Origin of the sequence: Pseudonocardia sp. McavD-2-B (assembly GCF_024124365.1) — a bacterium.
In the GTDB taxonomy this organism is placed as follows: domain Bacteria; phylum Actinomycetota; class Actinomycetes; order Mycobacteriales; family Pseudonocardiaceae; genus Pseudonocardia; species Pseudonocardia alni.
The window spans coordinates 1-18,841 of the sequence record NZ_JAMXSG010000090.1; the positions used below are offsets into that span (position 1 = coordinate 1).

Sequence of the window (18,841 nt, forward strand, 5' to 3'; positions counted from 1 at the left end):
CGCAGCTCGCGGCGCTGCGGGACCGGCTGCGCCGGCTGCGGCCGCAGCGGCCCCCGGGGACCCCGCCGCCGTCGACCCGGGTCCGGCTGCGCAGGCTGCTGCGCTGGGCCCTGGTCGCCCAGGCCGTCCCGCTGGTCCTGGTGCTGCTGTTCACCCTGGTCAACCCGCCGTACACGATGTTCCGGCTGTGGAACTTCGGGCCCACCGTCGCGCAGTGGACCGACGCCGAGCACGTGTCGCGCAACTTCCTGATCGTGGTGATGGGGCAGGAGGACCAGCAGTTCCCGGAGCGCACCCTCGCCGTCGACTACGGGATGCAGTGGGCGCGCGTGCAGGCGTACATGGACGGCACCGACGACCCGTCCGGGTCGACCATCACCCAGCAGACGTCGAAGAACCTGTTCCTGTGGGCCGGGCGCTATCCGCCGCTGGAACCGGTGCGCAAGGCGCTGGAGATCCCGCCGGCGGAGACGATGGAGCTCGTCATGTCCAAGCGCCGGATCCTGGAGATCTACGTCAACGTCGCGCAGTTCGCGCCGCGCGTCTACGGCGTTTGCGCCGCCTCCTGGTACTACTTCGGCAAGTCCAGCCGCTCGCTCAGCGTGGACGAGTCCGCGCAGCTCATCGGGCTGCTGCCGTCCCCGCTGCACGTCGAACGCGCCCCCGGCGGCGGCATGCGCTTCCTCGGCGACTCCAACGGCAACGGTGTCGCCGACCCCGGCGAACGCGGCTGGATCAGCGCGAAGGGCTACTGGCACGCCCGCGAGCGCGCCCCGCGCTGGTACAACCAGATGGGCGGGCTCGCCGCCACCGAGGGCCTCGGGATCCCCGGCAACGCCTCCGACCTGCCCGCCGCCGACGACCCGTGCCGCGAGCCCCCGGCCGCGCTGGCCGACCTCGACTGAGCTGCCGCGACCTGGTCAGGACCCGGTCGGGACCTGGTCAGGACCCGCAGCGCAGCGCGGCCAGCCGCTCCAGGACCCCGGCCATCTCCTGCGGGTCGGCGACCCGGAAGCGGGCCGCGGTGTCGCCGTCGCCGACCTTGATGCCGACGTCGCCGTCGCCCAGCACCCGGAACGCGGTCTCGTCGGTGACGTCGTCCCCGGCGAACAGCACCGCGTCCGCGTGCAGGGCCGACCGCAGCGCCTCCACCGCGGAGCCCTTGGTGGTCTCGACGACGGCCAGGTCCAGCACGTCCTTGCCCGCGACGGCGTCGACGCCGTCACCGGCCCACTCGGCGTCGACCCGCTCCAGCAGCGCCGCCCCGGCGGCCGGGTCCATGCCGCGCACGTGCACCGCTCCGCCCGCGGGCTTGGTCTCCAGGCGCGCCCCGGGGGTCCCGTCGACCAGGGTGCGCAGGCCGTCGAGCAGCGCGGTCCGTCGGCGCTCCTGCGCAGGCGTCAGCAGGCCGCCGCGCCCGAGCAGGGCGGCGAGCCCGTCGTCGTACTCGGCGCCGTGGCTGCCCACCAGCCCGACCGGCGGGACGAACCCGGAGACGGTTGCGAGGTCGTCGCGGCCCCGGCCGGACAGCATCACGACGGTCGTCGCGTCGTGCGCCGCGAGGCGCCGGACGGCGTCGGCCGAGGCGGGCAGCGGCCGCGACGCCGACGGGTCGTCGACCAGCGGGGCCAGTACGCCGTCGAAGTCGAGGGCGACGAGCAGCCGCCCCACGCCGGCGAGCTGCTCCACGGCGGCGTCGGGGCTCACTGCTCGACCCGGATGCCGAGCGCCTCCAGGAACCCGGTGGCCCAGCGGTCGACGTCGTGGTCGAGGACCTGGCGGCGCAGCGTGCGCATCCGTTTGCGCCCCTCCTCGGCGTTCATGGTCAGCGCCGCGTAGAGCGCCTCCTTGACGCCGTCGGTGTCGTGCGGGTTGACCAGCAGAGCGCTGGTCAGCTCGATCGCGGCACCGGCGAACTCGGATAGCACGAGACAGCCGCCGTCGTCGGGGCGGCAGGCGACGTACTCCTTGGCGACGAGGTTCATGCCGTCGCGCAGCGGGGTCACGAGCATGACGTCGGCGGCGAGGAAGAACGCGGCGAGCTCCTCGCGCGGCAGCGACCGGTGCAGGTAGTGCACCGCCGGGTGCCCGACGCGGGCGAACTCGCCGTTGATCCGGCCGACGGCCTGCTCGATGTCGGCGCGCATCTGCTGGTAGTGCTCGACCCGCTCCCGCGACGGCGTCGCCAGCTGGATCATCACCGCGTCGTCGACGGACACCCGCTCCTCCTCGAGGAGCTCGTGGAACGCGCGGAGCCGGACGTCGATGCCCTTGGTGTAGTCGAGCCGGTCGACCCCCAGCACGATCTTCTCCGGGCTGCCGAGCTCCGTCCGGATCTCGGCGGCGCGCTTCTCGACCTCGGGGGTCCGGGCCAGCTCGTCGAGCCGGTGCGAGTCGATCGAGATCGGGAACGCGCCGAGCCGGATCCGCCGTCCGCCGTGGTGGAGCACCTCGGGGTCGCGGTCGGGGGAGGCCCCGGCGAGCTCCTGGGCGAGCCAGTGGAAGTTGCGGACGCCGCCGTCGGTGTGGAAGCCGACGAGGTCCGCACCGAGCAGTCCCTCCATGATCCGGGTCCGCCACGGGAGCTGGCGGAACAGCTCGACCGGCGGGAACGGGATGTGCAGGAAGAAGCCGATCCGCAGGTCCGGGCGCAGCTCGCGCAGCTTCCCCGGGACGAGCTGGAGCTGGTAGTCCTGCACCCAGACCGTCGCGCCCTGCGCGGCGACCTTGGCGACCTCCTCGGCGAAGCGCTGGTTCACCGCGGTGTAGGCCCGCCACCAGTGCCGGTGGAACTGCGGCGGTGCGACGACGTCGTGGTAGAGCGGCCAGAGCGTGCCGTTGGAGAAGCCCTCGTAGTAGTCGGTGACCTCCTGCGCGGTCAGCATCACCGGGAACAGCGACAGGCCGTCCTCGGCGAAGGGCTCGACCTCGGCGTCGGGGACGCCGGGCCAGCCGACCCAAGCACCCTCCCGGGCCCGCAGGGTCGGCTCCAGCGCCGTGACCAGGCCACCCGGGCTGCGACGCCAGGTGGTGCTGCCGTCCGGGTGCCGCTCCAGGTCCACGGGGAGCCTGTTGGCCACCACCACCAGATCCGCTGCGGTCACCGGTTCCCCTGTGGACACATGCCCTCCTCGACGCTCGCCCCGTGGCGACCCTACTTCGGATCGGCCCCGTCGGCCGTGGTGTCGGGCACCGGGGCGCCGACGGCCGCGGCGCCGGTGGGGGAGCTCTCGGCCCCGCCGGGCCGGTCCTCGGGACGGCGGCGCGGGCTGGCCACGAACTGCCCCAGGGCGACGCCTGCGGCCAGCGCCAGACCGACGGCCAGCGCGATCGTGATCGTCACCAATCCCTCGGACGGCCCCTCGATCGCCAGCTGGTAGAAGCCGCGGTAGGCGGCCAGACCGGGCAGCAGCGGGGTGACCCCGGCGAGGGTGACGACCATCGGCGGGGTCTGTGTGCCGCGCCGCAGCAGGCCCGCCGCGAGCCCGACGACCAGGGCCGCGGCCCCGGTCGCGGGTACCTGGCCGAGCCCGGCGTTCTGCGTGAGCAGGCCGTAGACCAGCCAGCTCGACGCGCCGACCGCGCCGGCGATCGGCAACGACCGCAACGGTGCGTACCCGGCGAGCGCGTAGAACGCCGCCGCCAGCGCACCGGCGACCAGCGAGAGCCCGAACTGGCCCGGTCCCGACGGCAGGTCCCCGGACACCTCGATCTGGGTCCCCATCGCGAGCCCGAGCTGCAGGCCGAGCACGACGCCGGTCAGAAGCCCCGCCGACAGCAGTGAGATCTCGACCATGCGGGCGGCCGCGGTCAGGTAGTAGCCGGTCAGGGCGTCCTGCACGGTGGAGACCACGCTCAGCCCGGACAGCAGCACCGTGATGCCCGCGGCGACGATGTAGGACGCCCGGGTGCCCGGCGGGAACACCTCCAGCTGCACCAGGGCGACCGTCGAGGCGGTGACGAGGAAGCCACCGACCACCTGCTGGAAGAACGCTGCGACCCCGCGCCGGGCCAGTACCCGGCCGATCCGGTCGATGATCGCGGTGGTGACGAACGCCGTCGTCGCGGTCAGCGGGCCGCCACCGAGCAGCAGGGCGATCGACGCGGCCAGCGCGGCCCAGCCGAACGTCGCCACCCAGCGGGGGTAGGGGTGCGGGTGCCGCACGACCTCGGAGACCTTCGACGACGCCGCCCGCACGTCGAGCCGACCCGCCTCGACGTCGCGGATGATCGCCTCGGTCTCGGCGAGGCGGGACAGGTCGAGCGTGCGGTAGCGGACCAGTCGCATCGTCGTCACCGGCTGGGCGGCGTTGCCGCGGTGGCAGCACATCGTGATCGAGGTGAACGTGATGTCCACGTCGACCGCCGGCAGACCCGCCAGGTTGGCCAGCCGCAGCATCGTCGCCGTGACCTCGTCGACCGATTCGCCGGAGGACAGCTCGATCTCACCGATCCGCATGCAGAGGTCCAGGACCTCCTGCACACGGGCGTCGTCGGGGACCTGCGGGCCGAGCATGAGCATCGGCACCGTCGACGGACCCGGGGTGAGCAGCCGTTTCGCGTCACGCCGCAGCGCGCCGCGCAGCCGCCGTGCGAACCGGTCGGCCGGCGGCGTCTCCTCGGCCACGATCCCTCCATTCCGTCGTGCGGGTCTGGCGTCGCCCACCAGGCTAGGGGCGGGCCGCCGACCGGCGTCGGGGCGTCGGCCTACCTCACACCGTCCGACGGCCGGGCGGGGTGAGCGGTTGCGACGGAGGGGCGGGTTAGGCTGGGGCCTGCCCGCCGGTGTAGCTCAGTGGTAGAGCAACCGCCTTGTAAGCGGTAGGTCGTCGGTTCGATCCCGACCTCCGGCTCCAGGTCCGATCAGCGGTCCGCTCCGGAACGTCTCCGGCAGGACCGCTCGCACGGCTCCCCGTGGTCGAGGCCATGCCGGCCGGCCGGCAGCGTGACGCAGGGCTATGGACGATTCGCGAGACGCCGGGTGGCAGGACGACCCTCCACTCTCGCCGGCACCGGTCTCCCCCGGTCGCGAGGACCGACCGCTCGGCGATGGTTCACATCACAGCACCGCCGCGTGAGGATCCTGTCCCGATCGTGTCCCACGGCTGTGGAACGGAACGAGACCTTCCGGCAACGGAGGCCTCCTCCGCCGCAGAGGCCCCGGCACACCAGGCGGCCGGGCCCGCGGCACGAAGGGAGACAGGACATGACCACCCCGGACACCCCCACGGCGACGACCCCGGGCCCGGCGGCGTCGGGCGCGCTGTCCTCCGGCCGGGGCAGTACCCGGATCGCCGAGGCAGTCGTCGCCGAGATCGCAGGTCCGGCGGCCCGCGAGGTCCGCGGCGTGTACACCCTCGGCGGCGGAGCGGCCCGCATCGCGTGACGTCCACACCGGGCCGGCCCTCGCCCCGGCCGCGACCCGGGCGCTGAGCTGCGCTGCCGGAGGGAACCCGCACCCGGGCCCTGCGGCGAGGTCGACGGCCACCTTCCCCGGCCGTCGGACGGACGGCCTGCACGCCGGACGGGATCGCCGCCCTGGTCCGTGCATCCGTTGCCTCCGCCGGACGCGGGCGGCCGAGATCGTCGTCGTGATCGAGGGCTGCAGGTGCTCTCCGCGGCGCCGCACCGACCGGCTGCCTCTCGTCCGCGTCGACCAGGTGGTGAATCTGCGGGCGATGCGCCCGGCCGCGGTCGGTCCACCCGACGGACCCGGCACCACCCGATCACCGACGACGAGGTCGAGGAGGACCGAGAGGAGTGGGCATCATGCCGCTGACGTGCTGGTGGACAGGCCGGGCCCGGGCATCGTGGTGCTGCGGATCGTCGGCGAGGTCGACGCCGCACGCGTGCCGGAGCTGCGGCGCACGGTCATCGCGCTCGTACCGGAACCGGTTCCGACCCTGCTGTGTGTGGACCTGACCGCGGTGGGCTACCTGGACTCCCATGGTCTGGACCTGCTGGTGCGCACCCATCGGCTCGCTCGTGCCCACGGGATCGACATGCGCGTGGTCGTCTCGGGGAACCGTGCGCTCGAACGTCTCGTCGTGGTCAGCGGCGTCGAGCGCGTGCTGCATCTCGCCGACGACGTCACGCAGGCGATCGCACCTGACACGGAGCCGGCCGCGCACGACCGGGCGACCACCCCCACCGCGACCTGGACAGCTCACGACGACGAGAGAGGAGAGGGCCCATGACCGACCCCCGACCAGAACATCCTGACCACCTCAGCGTCCCACTCGCCGACGCGGTCCGGGGCTGTCCGGGCGTCGTCGATCTCCACGGCGGGCCCTTCGGCACCGTCGCGACCCATCTGCCGGGACGGCGAGTCGTGGGTGTCCGCCTCGGCGTCGACCCGGGGAGCGCCGAGTGGACGGGCGCGGACGATCGACGCTCCACGCATGTCGACGTGCACGTCGTCGGTCGCCACCCCCATCCGATCGCCGAGATCGCCGACCAGGTCAGGGCCGCCGTCCGCGGTGTCATCCCCGACGCGGGGATCACCGTGACCGTCGAGGACTACAGGTGACCCGCCCGGTGCGTGCCTGAACGCACTGCTCCGCCGGGCGGGATGTCCGTGTGTAGGCAACGATCGTCCGCATGTCCGTCGCCCCTGTCGCCGGCTCGGGGGCGTCGGCGCACTCGGCACCGCAGCAACGAGTTCCCGAGGCCGACAGGTCGGCGTCGACCATCCCGCCGGAGGTACGGAGCCACGTGGCGCACGACGACAGCCGGCCCCGCCCCGCCCCGTCCCGGCGCGGCGTGGGCCCCGTCCCGAGCGGCTCGACCACCAGGCCGACGACTGGCTCGTCGGCAAGGCCCAGGAGGGTTCGCTCGACGCCTACGAGGCGCTCGTACGGCGACACCGCGACCGCATCTACCGGATCGCCCTGCGCATGCTCGGCAACCCCGACGACGCCGAGGACGTCGCCCAGGAGGTCGTCATCCAGCTGTGGACGGCGCTGGCCGGATTCGCGGGCACGAGCCTGTTCACCACGTGGCTCTACCGCATCGTGGTGAACCGTTGTCTGGGCACGATCAGGCGTCGCCGTGAGGACACACCCCTGACCGATCCCGACATCGTCAGTTCGCCGGGCGCCGACGCCCAGGTGATGGCCAGGAACAGGCTTTCGGCGATGGTGGCGGCGGTCACCGGTCTCCCACCTGAACAGCGGGCCCCCGTCGTGCTGGTGGACATCGAGCAGCTGGGCTACGACGAGGCCGCCGCCATCCTCGGCGTCTCCGAACCGACCTTGCGCGGCCGTCTGTACCGAGCACGACCAGCCCGACCACACCGACCGTCGGGACCGGGACACCCTCACCTGCGGCAGGTCGGTCGACACGCTGCTCACCCAGGTCGCCGACGGCCGCGGTGCCGACCGTGACGTGCACCAGCAGGGCTGCGTGCACTGCCAGGCGGCTCTCGCGGAGTACGACCGGCTGTTGTCACCCCTGCGCGACCTGGCCGCCGAGCAGGTGATCGCGCCCGAGGGGCCGATGGAGGAGGCGCTCGCGCGCATCCGTAGCGCGATCGACGACAGCGACTACGCCACCGTCCGCACTGCCGACGGGCTCACCCGCGTCGCCGCGCGGGTGGTCGTCGCCGCTGCGCGGCACTCCGCCGAAGGTGTTCCCGGTGTCCGCGTCGCCCTGAGCCGTGACCTGTCCGGCCACCGCGACTCGGACTCCGAGGTCACCGCAGGCGTCGCCGGGGCGAGCACGGCCCTGGAGATCACCCTCGCCGCGGACTTCGGACGCCCGCTGCACCAGCTCGCCGACGACGTCCGCCGCGCCGTGGTCGCCACGGTCCGCCACCTCACGGACCTCGAACCCGTCCAGGTCACCGTGCTCATCGACGACGTCTTCACCGAACCCTGAGGATCGCGGTGACGTACGCCGCCCGCCCGATCGCGGGCTCCCCGGTGAGCTGTTCACCGCGAGCGGACGGTCACGTCGTCGTCGCAGGTTCTGCTCACGGGGGTACGGGATCGCGCGAACGGCCCAGCCGAGGAGATACCCCCTTCCACACAGGGGGGCCAGCCGGACTGTGCCGACGCCGGTCACCCGATGTAGTGGAGCCATGACAACACTCGACGCGGCACCGGCTCCCACGAAGAGCGGGCCCGCACCCGTCCTGGACGGGAAGCGCCCGCCGGGGGAGATGTTCCTGGTGGGGCTGTTCGTCGTCCTGCCGACCCTGGCGCTGCTCGCGGCCGTCCCCCTCGCCTGGGGGGCGGGCTTCCTGGGCTGGACCGACGTCGTGCTGGCTGTCGTCTTCTACTACGTGAGCTGCCTCGGCGTCACGGTCGGGTTCCACCGGTACTTCACCCACGGCGCGTTCAAGGCGAAGCGCCCGCTGCGGATCGCGCTGGCGATCGCGGGCAGCCTGTCGCTGCAGGGCAGCGTGCTCGACTGGGTCGGTGACCACCGCCGGCACCACGCGTTCTCGGACAAGGAGGGCGACCCGCACTCGCCGTGGCTCTACGGCACCGGCCCGATGGCCCTGGTCAAGGGCTTCTGGCACGCCCATCTGGGCTGGCTGTTCCAGCGCGACCTGACCAATATGAAGCGGTTCGCCCCGGACCTGCTGGAGGACCGCGACATCGCCCGCGTCGACAAGGCGTTCCCGCTGATCGTCGTCGCGAGCCTGCTCGGCCCGGCACTGCTCGGCGGTCTGATCACGATGTCCTGGTGGGGTGCGCTGACCGCGCTGTTCTGGGCGGGCTTCGTCCGCGTCGCGGTGCTGCACCACGTGACCTGGTCGATCAACTCGATCTGCCACATCTGGGGCGAGCGCCCGTTCGCCGCACGCGACAAGTCCGCCAACGTCTGGTGGCTGGCCGTGCTGTCCTGCGGCGAGTCCTGGCACAACCTGCACCACGCCGACCCGACCTGCGCCCGGCACGGCGTGAAGAAGGGCCAGATCGACATCTCCGCCGTGGTCATCCGCGGTTTCGAGAAGGCGGGCTGGGCGACGAACGTCCGCTGGCCCACCACCCGTCGCCTGGAGCGCCTCGCGGCGAAGTGACGACGGACGACGACGCCGACGGTGGCCCCGTCGGCGTCGCCGCGTGCGAGGATCGCGGTGTGGCCACGACCTTCGCACTGATCTACACCTACACCGACGACACGGAGCTCCGGGACGCCACGCGTCCGGCCCACCGTGACTACCTGCGCCCCCTCGCCGAGGACGGGACGATGCTCGTCGCCGGCGCCTGGGCCCCGGGTGAGGCCCCGGGCGGCCTGCTGATCTTCCGCGTCGAGGACCGGGCCGCCGTGCAGGCGATCGTCGACGCGGACCCGTTCTCCACGGCCGGCGTCGTGGCCCGCGCCGAGATCCGCGAGTGGGCGCCGCCGCTGGGCCCGCTGGCCGGGGCGCTGACCGGGCAGGCGTAGGCACCACCCCCCGCACCACGACGGCGGACGGACCGGGACCACTCCCGGGCCGTCCGCCGTCGGCGTTCCCCACCCCGGTCGGGCAGGAATTCTTGACAACTGTCCAGATTCCCGCCACGGTCGTCGCTGTCCGCAACGGTGCAGATCCGGGGAGCCGCGATGTCGCTGACCTTCTACCTCGACAAGGGCGCCTCCCTCGATCCCGCGGCCCCCTGTCTGACCCTCGACGGCACGACGCTGTCCTACGGCGACGTCGTCGAGCTCTCGCACTCCGTCGCGCGGGCGCTGCGCCGCTCCGGCGTCGCGCCGGGGGACAAGGTCGGCATCCTCTCGGCGAACGACCCGACCGCGTTCTCCTGCGTGTTCGGCATCGCCCGCGCCGGCGCGGTGTGGTGCCCGATCAACCCGCGCAACGCGGCGGGCGAGACCGCCGAACTGCTCGACCTGTTCGACTGCACCACGCTGATCTACCAACCCTCCTTCGACGGCCTGGTCGCCGAGATCGCCCCGGACCTCCCGCAGCTGACCACCCTCGTGCGTCTCGGTGACCCCGGCCCGGACGGTCGTGCCGAGGCCTTCGACGCCTGGCTCGACGCCGCCCGCGACGACCCGTCCGCCGAGGCGGCACCGCCCGACGAGATCGTGGCGCTGGTCGGCACCGGCGGCACCACCGGGCGTCCCAAGGGCGTGCTGCTGACCGACCGCAACGTCGAGACGATGTCGGCGATCACGCTGATGAGCTATCCGTTCGGCGAGCGGCCCGTGTACCTCGCGCTGGCGCCCCTGACCCACGCCGCGGGCGTCCTGTGCTTCCCGGTGCTGGCTCGCGGCGGCGAGGTCGTGATCATGGCGAAGCCCGACGTCGGCCGGTTCCTGGAGCTGATCGAGGCGCACCGGGTCACGCACACGTTCCTGCCGCCCACGCTGATCTACATGGTCCTCGGCCACGAGGCGCTCGACGCGACGGACCTGTCGTCGCTGCAGTGCTTCTGGTACGGCGCGGCCCCGATGTCGGTGGCCCGGCTGACCGAGGCGCTGGACCGGATCGGGCCGATGGCGCAGCTGTTCGGCCAGTCCGAGGCCCCCATGATGATCTCGACGATGTCGCCCGCCGAGCACCGTCACGCCGACGGGAGCGTCGCCACCGAACGGCTGGCCTCGGCCGGGCGGCCGTCGCCGCTGGTCACCGTCGCGATCCTGGACCAGCAGGGCCACCCGGTCCCGCGTGGTGAGCGCGGCGAGATCTGTGTGCGCGGTTCGCTGGTGATGGCGGGCTACCACCGCAACCCCGAGGCGACCGCGGAGGTGTCGGCGCACGGCTGGCACCACACCGGCGACATCGGCCTGCTCGACGACGACGGGTTCCTGCACATCGTCGACCGGGCCAAGGACATGGTCATCTCCGGTGGGTTCAACGTGTACTCCGCCGAGGTGGAGCAGGCCCTGATGGCGCACGACGCCGTCCGGGACTGCGCGGTCGTCGGGCTGCCCGACGAGAAGTGGGGCGAACGGGTCACCGCGGTGGTCCAGCCCCAGCCCGGTGCCGAGATCGACACCGAGGAACTGGTCGCGTTCGTCAAGGCGCGCATCGGCTCCGTGAAGGCCCCCAAGCAGGTCGAGCTCTGGGCCGATCTTCCGCGCTCGACCGTGGGTAAGGTTCTCAAGAACGAGATCCGCGTCACACTCTCCCGCTAGCGACCCTGTCATGCCGCAAGGAGGCAGCATCACATGAAGCTCGCTCTGTACCTCCCCAACTTCCGCGACCTCGTCACGGTCAAGGAGTTGGAGGACCTCACCGCGCTCGCCGAGGAGCTCGACTTCGACTCGGTCTGGACGCTCGACCGGATCGTCGTCCCCGAGAAGTCCGACCGTCAGGAGCTGCAGTACTCCTTCGGCATGATGGACGGGCTGCCGAACGGGCTGCCGGTGTCCTCGCGCGGTCGGTGGTTCCAGGGCTACCCGCTGATCCCGTGGCTCGCCGCGAAGACCACCAAGGTCCGCATCGGCATGAGCATCATCGACACGCCGTTCCGCTCGCCCGGCGTCCTCGCCGCGGAGCTGGCGACCATCGACCACCTCGCCGGCGGCCGGCTCAACGTCGGCGTCGGCTCCGGCTGGATGCCCGAGGAGTTCGCCGCGGCGAGCGCCACGGACATCTTCCCGAGGCGCCACAAGCACGTGCGCGAGTCGATCGAGATCATGCAGGGCATCTGGGACAAGGGCGCCGACCACTACGAGTTCCACGGCGAGTTCGCCGACTTCGACGCCTGCGGCTTCGGGCACAAGCCGCTGCAGGACCCGCGCCCGCCGATCTTCATGAGCGGCCTCAAGGACCCGCTGCGCTCGGCGCGCCGGATCACCAAGTACGACCTCGACGGCTGGATCGGCATCCAGGACTCGCCCGAGCGCCTCGCCCAGTGGATCACCGCCATCGACGAGCAGTTCGAGGAGATCGGCAGCCCGAAGCGGGCCAAGGACCTGGAGATCTGCTCGATGATCTGGACGGTCATCACCGACGAGGAGGTCGACCAGACCGTCAACGGTGTCGCGTCGAACCTGCTGGTGGGCACCGAGAAGCAGCTCACCGACCGGCTCAAGGCGTACAAGGAGGCGGGCATGACCATGCCGCTGATCTGGCCGCCGTTCGCCGACGTCCCGGTGTCCAAGACGCTCGACGACCTCAAGCGGATCAAGAACGACATCATGCCGAAGGTGCTCGCCTCCTGAGCACCCCGAGCCGGGTGTCCCTCGGCGACCCCGCCGAGGGCTGACCGCGGCACCGCACCGCAGCACCGCGTCGGCGGGTCCACCTCCCGGGTGGGCCCGCCGACGCGCGGGACGCCCCACGGAGGAGACACCGATGACCGACGTCCTCTGGAGCCCGTCGGCGGAGCGCATCGAGCAGTCCGCGCTGCGCGCCTACCTGGACTGGCTGGCCGAGCGGGAGGGCCGTCCGTTCGACGATCACGACGCCCTGCACACGTGGTCGGTCGCCGACGTCGACCGGTTCTGGCGCTCGGTCGTCGACTACTACGACGTCGCGTTCTCGACGCCGTGGGAACAGGTCCGCACCGCGGACGACATGCCGCACACCCGGTGGTTCACCGGGGCCCGGCTGAACTGGGCCGAGCACGCGCTGCGCCGCGGCGCCGACGACGACCCCGCGCTGGTGTGCGTGCAGGAGGGCGGGGCGCCCGCCCGGGAGATCACCCGTGGCGGGCTCCGCCGGTCGGTCGCGGCCGCCGCCGGCTGGCTGCGCCGGGCCGGGGTGCGCCCCGGGGACCGGGTCTGCGCCTACCTGCCCAACACCGAGCACGCCGTGATCGGGCTGCTGGCCGCGGCCGCGGTCGGCGCGGTCTGGTCGTGCTGCTCGCCGGACTTCGGTGCCGAGGGCACCATCGGCCGGCTCGCCCAGCTCGAACCGACCGTGCTCGTCGTCGCCGACGGCTACCACTGGAACGGCCACGAGGTCGACCGCGCCGACGTCGTCGCGCGGCTGCGGGCCGAGCTGCCGACGGTGCGCCACGTCGTGGCCGTCCCCTCCGTGTTCGACCGGCCGGTGCCGGAGGGCGCGACGCCGTGGGCCGAGCTGCTCGCCGTCGACGCCGAGCCGGAGTTCGCGCAGGTCGAGTTCTCGCACCCGCTGTGGGTGCTGTTCACCTCCGGCACCACCGGCCTGCCGAAGGGCCTCGTGCACGGCCACGGCGGCATCACCCTCGAGGGCCTGAAGTGGTCCGGGCTGTACTGCGGCCTGCGGCCCGGCGAGCGCATGTTCACCTACACCTCCACCGGCTGGGCGCTGTGGAACATGCAGCTCGGGGCGCTCACCCAGGGCGCGAGCATCGTGCTCTACGAGGGCAGCCCCGGCCACCCGCCGGGTGCGGTCTGGGAGGTTGCCGCCCGGACCGGCGCCGACGTCGTCCTGATGGGGGCGGCGGTCGTCACGGCGACGGCGAACACCGGGGTGTCCCCGCGCACCGAGCACGACCTGTCCCGGCTGCGGCACGTCATGGTCAGCGGCTCGGCGCTGCCGCCCGCCGGCTACGACTGGCTGTACTCCCACGTCCGCTCGGACATGCGGATCGACTCGACCAGCGGCGGCACCGACGTCTCCGGCTCCTTCGTCGGCGCGAACGAATACTCGCCGGTGCGGGCCGGGCGGATCGGCGGTCGCCTGGCCGGTGTCGACTGCGCGGCCTGGGACGACGACGGGAACCCCGTCGTCGACGAGGTCGGTGACCTGGTGGTCCTCCAGCCGATGCCGTCGATGCCGGTGCACCTGTGGAACGACCCGGACGCCGAGCGCTACACCGACTCCTACTTCGACACCTGGCCCGGCGTGTGGCGGCACGGGGACTGGGTGACCCTGCACACCGACGGCAGCGTCGCCATCCACGGCCGCTCGGACTCCACGCTCAACCGGCAGGGCGTCCGGCTGGGCAGCGGCGACTTCTACGACGTCCTCGACACGATGGAGGAGATCGACGAGGCGCTGGTCGTCGGCGTCGATCTCCCCGACGACGAGTACTGGCTGGGCCTGTTCGTCGTCCCCGCGCAGGGTCACACCCTCGACGACGACCTGCGGGCCACGATCGTGTCCGCCCTGCGGTCCCGGCTGACGCCGCGGCACGTCCCGGACGAGATCGTCGAGGCGCCCGCGGTGCCGCACACGCTGAGTGGGAAGCGGCTGGAGGTCCCGATCAAGAAGCTGATGGCGGGCCGTCCGCTGGAGAGGGCCGCGAACCTGGCCTCGGTCGACGATCCGGACGCACTGCGCTGGTACGCCCGGTTCGCCGCGGACCGGCGGGCGTAGCGGTGCGCCTCGGCGCGACGCTCGCGCACCTGTCCGACGCGCCGCCGTACCCGGTCGCCGGGTGGGCCCGGCGACTCGCCGGCGCCGGTTTCGCGCACCTGTGGGCGCCGGAGATCATCGGCCGTGGACGGCTGGTGCCCGACCCGTTCGTCGCGCTGGCCGTCGCGGCCGGGGCCACCGACGGCGTCGGCCTGTCGACGGGCACGGTGCAGGTCCCGCTGCACCACCCGGCCGAACTGGCCCACCGGATGCTGTCGCTGCAGGCGGTCTGCGGGGACCGGCTCGCGCTCGGGGTGAGCCCCGGCTCGACCCGCGACGACTACGCCGCCCTCGACCGGGACCACCGGACCCGTTTCCGGACCTTCGACGAGAACGTGGTCCGGCTGCGTGAGCTGCTGGAACGCGGCGGGGACGCCGACGCCCGGCTCGCGGACGTGCCCACCGCCCGGCCGCCGCTGCTGCTGGGCTCCTGGGGCGCGAACGTCGAGAAGGCCGCCCGGTCCTTCGAGGGCTGGCTCGCCTCCGGCTACCGCACCACGCCGGACGAGATGCTGGACGCGCTCGGCCGCTACCGGGCGGCCGGGGGCGGTCGCGCGGTGGCCTACGCCCTCCCGGTGCCGGAGGGCGCCGACCTCGGCCGTCTGCGGGACGACCTGGCCCGCTACGCCGACGCGGGCTTCGACGACGCCGTCGTGGTCATCGGTCCGGGCGGCCCGGACCCCGACGAGGTCCGGGCGCTGCTGCCATAGCGCGGTGCCCGCTCAGGCCGACGGCCTGCCGCGGCCCACCTCGTCGAGCCTGCGCTCGCGGACCGCCTGCTCGAACGGGGTGTCGCCCCGTGCCCGCCGGTCGCCGAGCTCGGAGTACAGGCGCGCGATGCGGGCGCTGTCGTGGTGCGAGGCCAGCTCGGCGAGACCCGGGTCGACCTCGGCGAGTACCTGCCGGAACCGGTGCTCCGCCAACGGCCCGAGCCGGTCGTAGACCTCGATGAACAGCCGTTGCGCCTCCGGCCGTGCCCACCCCGCCGGGAGCATGACCGCGGGGAGGTCGGGGTCGCGCTCGGGGAAGGTGCGCCACGCCACCCGCAGCTCGGTGCGGATCCGCAGCGCCTCGGCCGGGCCGATCCGGCCCGCGGCGAGGCCGTCGCGCAGCGGTGCGTAGATCCGGACGAACTCCGCGTACTCGGCGGCCAGGCCCTCCACGTCGAACGCCGACGCGGGCCCCCCGCCGTGCGGGCCGCCGGGCACCTCGGTCGCCCGCAGGACGGTCGCCCGACCGATGCCGAGCTCGGCGACGAGGTCGCGGGCGGGCCCGGCGAGGTCGTGCGGCGAGACCCACAGGCCGTCGTACAGGGCGGCGAGCCCGAGTACCCGCAGCCGGGAGCGCAGCGCCGTGCGGATCTCGCGTTCCTGTTCGGGCACCGAGAACGCGACGACGGTCCACCGGCCGTCCCAGGGCGGCGCGGACGCGCCGAAGACCAGCATCCGGTGGGTCCGGTGCACGATGACGTCGCTGGTCCGGGGCGGGATGCCGTAGGCCGTGGTCCGGCCGGCGCGCGAGGTCGTCAGCAGCCCCTTGGCGGCGAGCCGCCGCATCGCCGCACGGGCGTTCTCCCGGCCGATCCCGAACTCGGCGAGCAGCCGGACCAGCGCGGCGGACGGGATGTGCTCGTCACGCCAGTACCAGTAGTCGCCGAGCAGCGAGGTCAGCAGCAGCTGTGGCTCCGCCCGTGTGCGCCCGTCGTCCGGCATCGACATCCCTCCCGCGGGGGAGCGTACGTGTCGCCCGTCGGTCTTCCGCAGAGCGGAAAGGAGGTGTTGTCATAGGCGACACCTCGTGCGACGCTCGTCGCTGTCGACGTCGGCAATGATCGTGAACCGCCGACCGGCCCACACATGGCACGACCCAACGCAGGGAGTACCTCGCCATGCGCCACACCCGCCCACGCCGTCCCCGTGTCCTGGGCCTCGGCGTCCTGTCCGCCTCGGTGCTGCTGCTCGCCGGCTGTGGGATCGGGGGCTCGGGGGACCCCGCGGAGACCCCGCTGCCACCCGGCGCGAACGCCGAGCTGCACGCCGCACTGCCCGACGCGGTCAAGGAGGCGGGTGTCATCCGGTTCGCCGGCGACTCGCATCCGCCGTACCGCACGGTCGCCGGTGACGGCAGCATCACCGGTATCGACCGGGACTTCCAGGACGCCCTGGCCCGGGTGCTCGGCGTCCGTACCGAGACCGTGGTCGTCGACAGCCTCCCGGCCGCGCTGCAGGGGATGCTGGCGGGCCGCTACGACGCCTTCAACGGACCCGTGAAGGTCACCGCCGAGCGCGAGCGGCAGTTCGACACGGTCACCTGGATGACCACCAGGACCTCCTACGTGGTTCCCGCCGACTCGACCCTGGACGTGCAGGCCGCCGACGACCTGTGCGGCCGGCGGGTCGCCGTGACGACCGCGAGCGTCGTGGAGGAGCAGCTGCGGCTGCTCTCCGGGTACTGCACCCGTACCGGCAGGCCGGAGGTCACCTCGATCGGGCTGGCCGACACCAACGCCACCCTGCTCGCCGCCCGGTCCGGCCGGGCGGACGCCGCCGGGATGACCCAGGCGGCCGCGATCGACGTGACCGCACAACAGCAGGGCGTCTACACCTACGTCACGCAGACCGAGGAGCAGGGCGCCACCGTCGACAAGCTCGCGCTCTACGTCCCGAAGTCCGAGGAGCTCGGGCCGGTGATGCAGCGGGCGTTCGAGGAGCTGTTCCGGGACGGCACCTACGCCGGGATCATGTCCCGCTGGGGCCTCGACGACGTGACCGTCCCGGCGCCGGAGCTGAACGCGGGGACCACGCCGTGACCGTCACCGCGCCGCCGTCGACCAGCGGCCCCGGAACGCACGACGTCGCGACCGCCCGTCCCCGGTCCCGCCCGTGGCGCTGGGTCGCCTCGCTGCTGCTGGCGCTGGTCGTCGTCCGCATCGTCGTCTTCCTGGTCGGCAACGAGCGGTTCCAGTGGGACGTCGTCGCCGCCAACCTGTTCGCCCCCGCGGTGCTCCGGGGCCTGGTCACGACGCTGCTGCTGGCGGTCGCCGCGATGGTGATCGGGTCGTTGCTGGGCGGTCTGCTCGCCGCCGCGCAGCTGTCGGACCTGGGGCCGGTCCGCTGGGCCGCCACCGTCTACGTCGGGGTGTTCCGGGGCATCCCGCCGCTGGTCCAGCTGATCTTCTGGTTCAACCTGGCCTACCTGGTGCCACGGATCTCGATCGGCCTGCCGTTCGGACCGACCCTGGTGTCCTGGGACGCCAACGACGTCATCACCCCGCTGACCGCGGCGGTGATCGGGCTCTCGCTCGTCCAGTCCGCCTACATGGCCGAGATCGTGCGCGCCGGGATCCTCGGTGTCGACCACGGGCAGCGCGAGGCCGCGGCCGCGATGGGCTTCACCCCGGCCCAGACGTTCTTCCGGATCGTCCTGCCGCAGGCGATGCGGGTCATCATCCCGCCGTCGGGGAGCCAGTTCATCACGGTCGTGAAGGGCACCGCGCTGGTGTCGGTGATCGCGATGAACGACCTGCTCAACGCGGTGCAGATCATCTACAACCAGACCTACGAGATCGTCCCCAACCTGCTCGTGGCCTGCATCTGGTACCTGGCCGTCGTCACGCTGCTCACGGTGGCGCAACGACGGCTGGAGCGCCGGTTCGCCCGCGGGCACGTCCGGACGGCCGCGGCCGGAGGTGCCTCGTGAGCCCCGTCCTGCACCTGCACGGTGTGACCAAGCGGTTCGGGTCGCACGCCGCGCTCGACGGCGTCGACCTCGACGTGACCGAGGGGGAGGTCGTCGTCGTGATCGGCCCCTCGGGGTCGGGCAAGTCGACGCTGGTCCGCTGCGTCCACCAGCTCGAGTCCCTCGACGCCGGCGGGATGTACCTCGACGGCGAACTCCTCGGCTACGCCGAGCAGCGCGGGGGGCTGCGCCCGCTCAGCCCGAAGGGCGTCGCTGCCCAGCGCCGCCGGATCGGCATGGTGTTCCAGCAGTTCAACCTGTTCCCGCACTTCGACGCGCTGCGCAACGTCACCGAGGCGCCGCGGCGGGTGCACGGCCGGTCTGCCGCCCGGGCCCACGAGGAGGCGGTCGCGCTGCTGGAGCGGGTCGGTCTCGGCGACCGGTTGCACCACTACCCGCGCCAGCTCTCCGGGGGGCAGCAGCAGCGCGTGGCGATCGCCCGTGCGCTGGCGACCCGGCCGCGGATCCTGCTGTTCGACGAGCCCACCTCCGCGCTCGACCCGGAGCTGGTGGAGGAGGTCCTGGGCGTCCTGCGGACGCTGGCCGCCGACGGCCTGACGATGATCGTGGTCACCCACGAGATGGCCTTCGCCCGCGAGGTCGCGGACCGCGTCGTGTTCATGGAGGCCGGTCGCGTCGTCGAGATCGGGCCGCCCGCGCAGGTCTTCGGGAACCCGTCGAGCGAACGGCTGCGCGCCTTCCTGTCCCGCCACACCCGGGAGGTCCCCGCATGAGATGCCCTGTGTCAACCCGCCGCTTGTTGATCTTCGAGGAGGCGTTGGAGGGCGCGGTGTCGGGTGGGGTCGTAGGCGAGGTTGTCCTGCCAGCAGTGCCAGATGACGAACAGCCAGGCGC

The 18,841-nt window shown here is 72.9% G+C and carries 19 protein-coding genes and 1 tRNA gene; 16 read left to right on the top strand and 4 right to left on the bottom strand.

Going from position 1 to position 18,841, the window contains the following annotated elements:
- The coding region (locus NH602_RS14065) for a transglycosylase domain-containing protein (protein WP_253068051.1) at positions 1-905 on the top strand (905 nt) is incomplete at its 5' end.
- Positions 906-942: 37 nt separating this feature from the next.
- On the opposite strand, the gene otsB is transcribed toward NH602_RS14065, so the two are convergent.
- From otsB to NH602_RS14080, 3 genes are read right to left on the bottom strand one after another with little or no spacing between them, the layout of a single operon-like run.
- Positions 943-1,707 (bottom strand): trehalose-phosphatase, encoded by a 765-nt coding sequence (gene otsB / locus NH602_RS14070; RefSeq protein WP_073576734.1) that lies wholly within the window; start codon positions 1,705-1,707, stop codon positions 943-945.
- On the bottom strand, positions 1,704-3,122 hold the full coding sequence (locus tag NH602_RS14075) for a trehalose-6-phosphate synthase (protein WP_073576733.1): 1,419 nt from the start codon (positions 3,120-3,122) through the stop codon (positions 1,704-1,706). Before NH602_RS14075 ends, otsB begins: the two co-directional genes overlap by 4 nt.
- A gap of 32 nt (positions 3,123-3,154) precedes the next feature.
- A complete protein-coding gene (locus NH602_RS14080; RefSeq protein WP_100878895.1) occupies positions 3,155-4,627 on the bottom strand; it encodes a threonine/serine exporter ThrE family protein in 1,473 nt (490 codons plus the stop codon).
- Positions 4,628-4,781: 154 nt separating this feature from the next.
- Here NH602_RS14080 and NH602_RS14085 point away from each other — a divergent pair.
- The 12 genes from NH602_RS14085 (at position 4,782) to NH602_RS14140 (ending at position 14,958) form a co-directional block, all read left to right on the top strand.
- A tRNA-Thr gene (locus NH602_RS14085) sits at positions 4,782-4,856 on the top strand.
- A gap of 350 nt (positions 4,857-5,206) precedes the next feature.
- Entirely contained in the window at positions 5,207-5,386 is a 180-nt protein-coding gene (locus tag NH602_RS14090; RefSeq protein WP_308292841.1) for a hypothetical protein, read from the top strand.
- A gap of 394 nt (positions 5,387-5,780) precedes the next feature.
- Positions 5,781-6,197: an STAS domain-containing protein gene (locus NH602_RS14095; RefSeq protein ID WP_179761657.1), complete on the top strand. Its 417-nt coding sequence runs from the start codon at positions 5,781-5,783 to the stop codon at positions 6,195-6,197.
- Positions 6,194-6,529, top strand: a complete 336-nt coding sequence (locus tag NH602_RS14100) for an Asp23/Gls24 family envelope stress response protein (protein WP_179761658.1) — start codon at positions 6,194-6,196, stop codon at positions 6,527-6,529. The genes NH602_RS14095 and NH602_RS14100 overlap by 4 nt, the downstream gene beginning before the upstream one ends.
- A gap of 367 nt (positions 6,530-6,896) precedes the next feature.
- Positions 6,897-7,385 (top strand): RNA polymerase sigma factor, encoded by a 489-nt coding sequence (locus tag NH602_RS32215; protein ID WP_246352699.1) that lies wholly within the window; start codon positions 6,897-6,899, stop codon positions 7,383-7,385.
- Position 7,386: 1 nt separating this feature from the next.
- Positions 7,387-7,878, top strand: coding sequence for an Asp23/Gls24 family envelope stress response protein (locus NH602_RS14110; RefSeq protein WP_253068052.1), 492 nt, complete (start codon positions 7,387-7,389; stop codon positions 7,876-7,878).
- Positions 7,879-8,080: 202 nt separating this feature from the next.
- Complete coding sequence (locus NH602_RS14115) at positions 8,081-9,028, top strand: acyl-CoA desaturase (protein WP_073576728.1); 948 nt, start codon at positions 8,081-8,083, stop codon at positions 9,026-9,028.
- A gap of 59 nt (positions 9,029-9,087) precedes the next feature.
- Complete coding sequence (locus tag NH602_RS14120; protein ID WP_073576920.1) at positions 9,088-9,396, top strand: YciI family protein; 309 nt, start codon at positions 9,088-9,090, stop codon at positions 9,394-9,396.
- Between the two features lie 159 nt (positions 9,397-9,555).
- Positions 9,556-11,091, top strand: a complete 1,536-nt coding sequence (locus NH602_RS14125) for a long-chain fatty acid--CoA ligase (protein ID WP_073576919.1) — start codon at positions 9,556-9,558, stop codon at positions 11,089-11,091.
- A 33-nt stretch (positions 11,092-11,124) separates the two neighbouring features.
- Positions 11,125-12,123, top strand: a complete 999-nt coding sequence (locus NH602_RS14130; RefSeq protein WP_073576727.1) for an LLM class flavin-dependent oxidoreductase — start codon at positions 11,125-11,127, stop codon at positions 12,121-12,123.
- A 133-nt stretch (positions 12,124-12,256) separates the two neighbouring features.
- The gene (locus NH602_RS14135; protein WP_179761661.1) at positions 12,257-14,209 is read left to right on the top strand and encodes an acetoacetate--CoA ligase; all 1,953 of its coding nucleotides are present in this window, start codon (positions 12,257-12,259) and stop codon (positions 14,207-14,209) included.
- 2 nt (positions 14,210-14,211) lie between these two features.
- Positions 14,212-14,958, top strand: coding sequence for an LLM class flavin-dependent oxidoreductase (locus NH602_RS14140; protein ID WP_253068053.1), 747 nt, complete (start codon positions 14,212-14,214; stop codon positions 14,956-14,958).
- Positions 14,959-14,970: 12 nt separating this feature from the next.
- Here the strand turns inward: NH602_RS14140 and NH602_RS14145 are convergent, their stop codons facing one another.
- Positions 14,971-15,966, bottom strand: a complete 996-nt coding sequence (locus tag NH602_RS14145; RefSeq protein ID WP_073576724.1) for a PaaX family transcriptional regulator C-terminal domain-containing protein — start codon at positions 15,964-15,966, stop codon at positions 14,971-14,973.
- A 170-nt stretch (positions 15,967-16,136) separates the two neighbouring features.
- On the opposite strand from NH602_RS14145, the gene NH602_RS14150 reads away from it, so the two are divergent.
- From NH602_RS14150 to NH602_RS14160, 3 genes are read left to right on the top strand one after another with little or no spacing between them, the layout of a single operon-like run.
- Positions 16,137-17,057, top strand: coding sequence for a transporter substrate-binding domain-containing protein (locus NH602_RS14150; protein ID WP_073576723.1), 921 nt, complete (start codon positions 16,137-16,139; stop codon positions 17,055-17,057).
- Positions 17,054-17,947: an amino acid ABC transporter permease gene (locus tag NH602_RS14155; RefSeq protein WP_073576722.1), complete on the top strand. Its 894-nt coding sequence runs from the start codon at positions 17,054-17,056 to the stop codon at positions 17,945-17,947. The genes NH602_RS14150 and NH602_RS14155 overlap by 4 nt, the downstream gene beginning before the upstream one ends.
- The gene (locus NH602_RS14160) at positions 17,944-18,720 is read left to right on the top strand and encodes an amino acid ABC transporter ATP-binding protein (protein WP_253068054.1); all 777 of its coding nucleotides are present in this window, start codon (positions 17,944-17,946) and stop codon (positions 18,718-18,720) included. Before NH602_RS14155 ends, NH602_RS14160 begins: the two co-directional genes overlap by 4 nt.
- Positions 18,721-18,841 lie beyond the last annotated feature (121 nt).

Coding starts and splice junctions, on each gene's coding strand:
- NH602_RS14145 (WP_073576724.1), bottom strand. CDS start 15,966: ATGTCGATGCCGGACGACGGGCGCACACGGGCGGAGCCACAGCTGCTG.
- NH602_RS14100 (WP_179761658.1), top strand. CDS start 6,194: ATGACCGACCCCCGACCAGAACATCCTGACCACCTCAGCGTCCCACTC.
- NH602_RS14125 (WP_073576919.1), top strand. CDS start 9,556: ATGTCGCTGACCTTCTACCTCGACAAGGGCGCCTCCCTCGATCCCGCG.
- NH602_RS14150 (WP_073576723.1), top strand. CDS start 16,137: ATGCGCCACACCCGCCCACGCCGTCCCCGTGTCCTGGGCCTCGGCGTC.
- NH602_RS32215 (WP_246352699.1), top strand. CDS start 6,897: ATGCTCGGCAACCCCGACGACGCCGAGGACGTCGCCCAGGAGGTCGTC.
- NH602_RS14135 (WP_179761661.1), top strand. CDS start 12,257: ATGACCGACGTCCTCTGGAGCCCGTCGGCGGAGCGCATCGAGCAGTCC.
- NH602_RS14115 (WP_073576728.1), top strand. CDS start 8,081: ATGACAACACTCGACGCGGCACCGGCTCCCACGAAGAGCGGGCCCGCA.
- NH602_RS14130 (WP_073576727.1), top strand. CDS start 11,125: ATGAAGCTCGCTCTGTACCTCCCCAACTTCCGCGACCTCGTCACGGTC.
- NH602_RS14090 (WP_308292841.1), top strand. CDS start 5,207: ATGACCACCCCGGACACCCCCACGGCGACGACCCCGGGCCCGGCGGCG.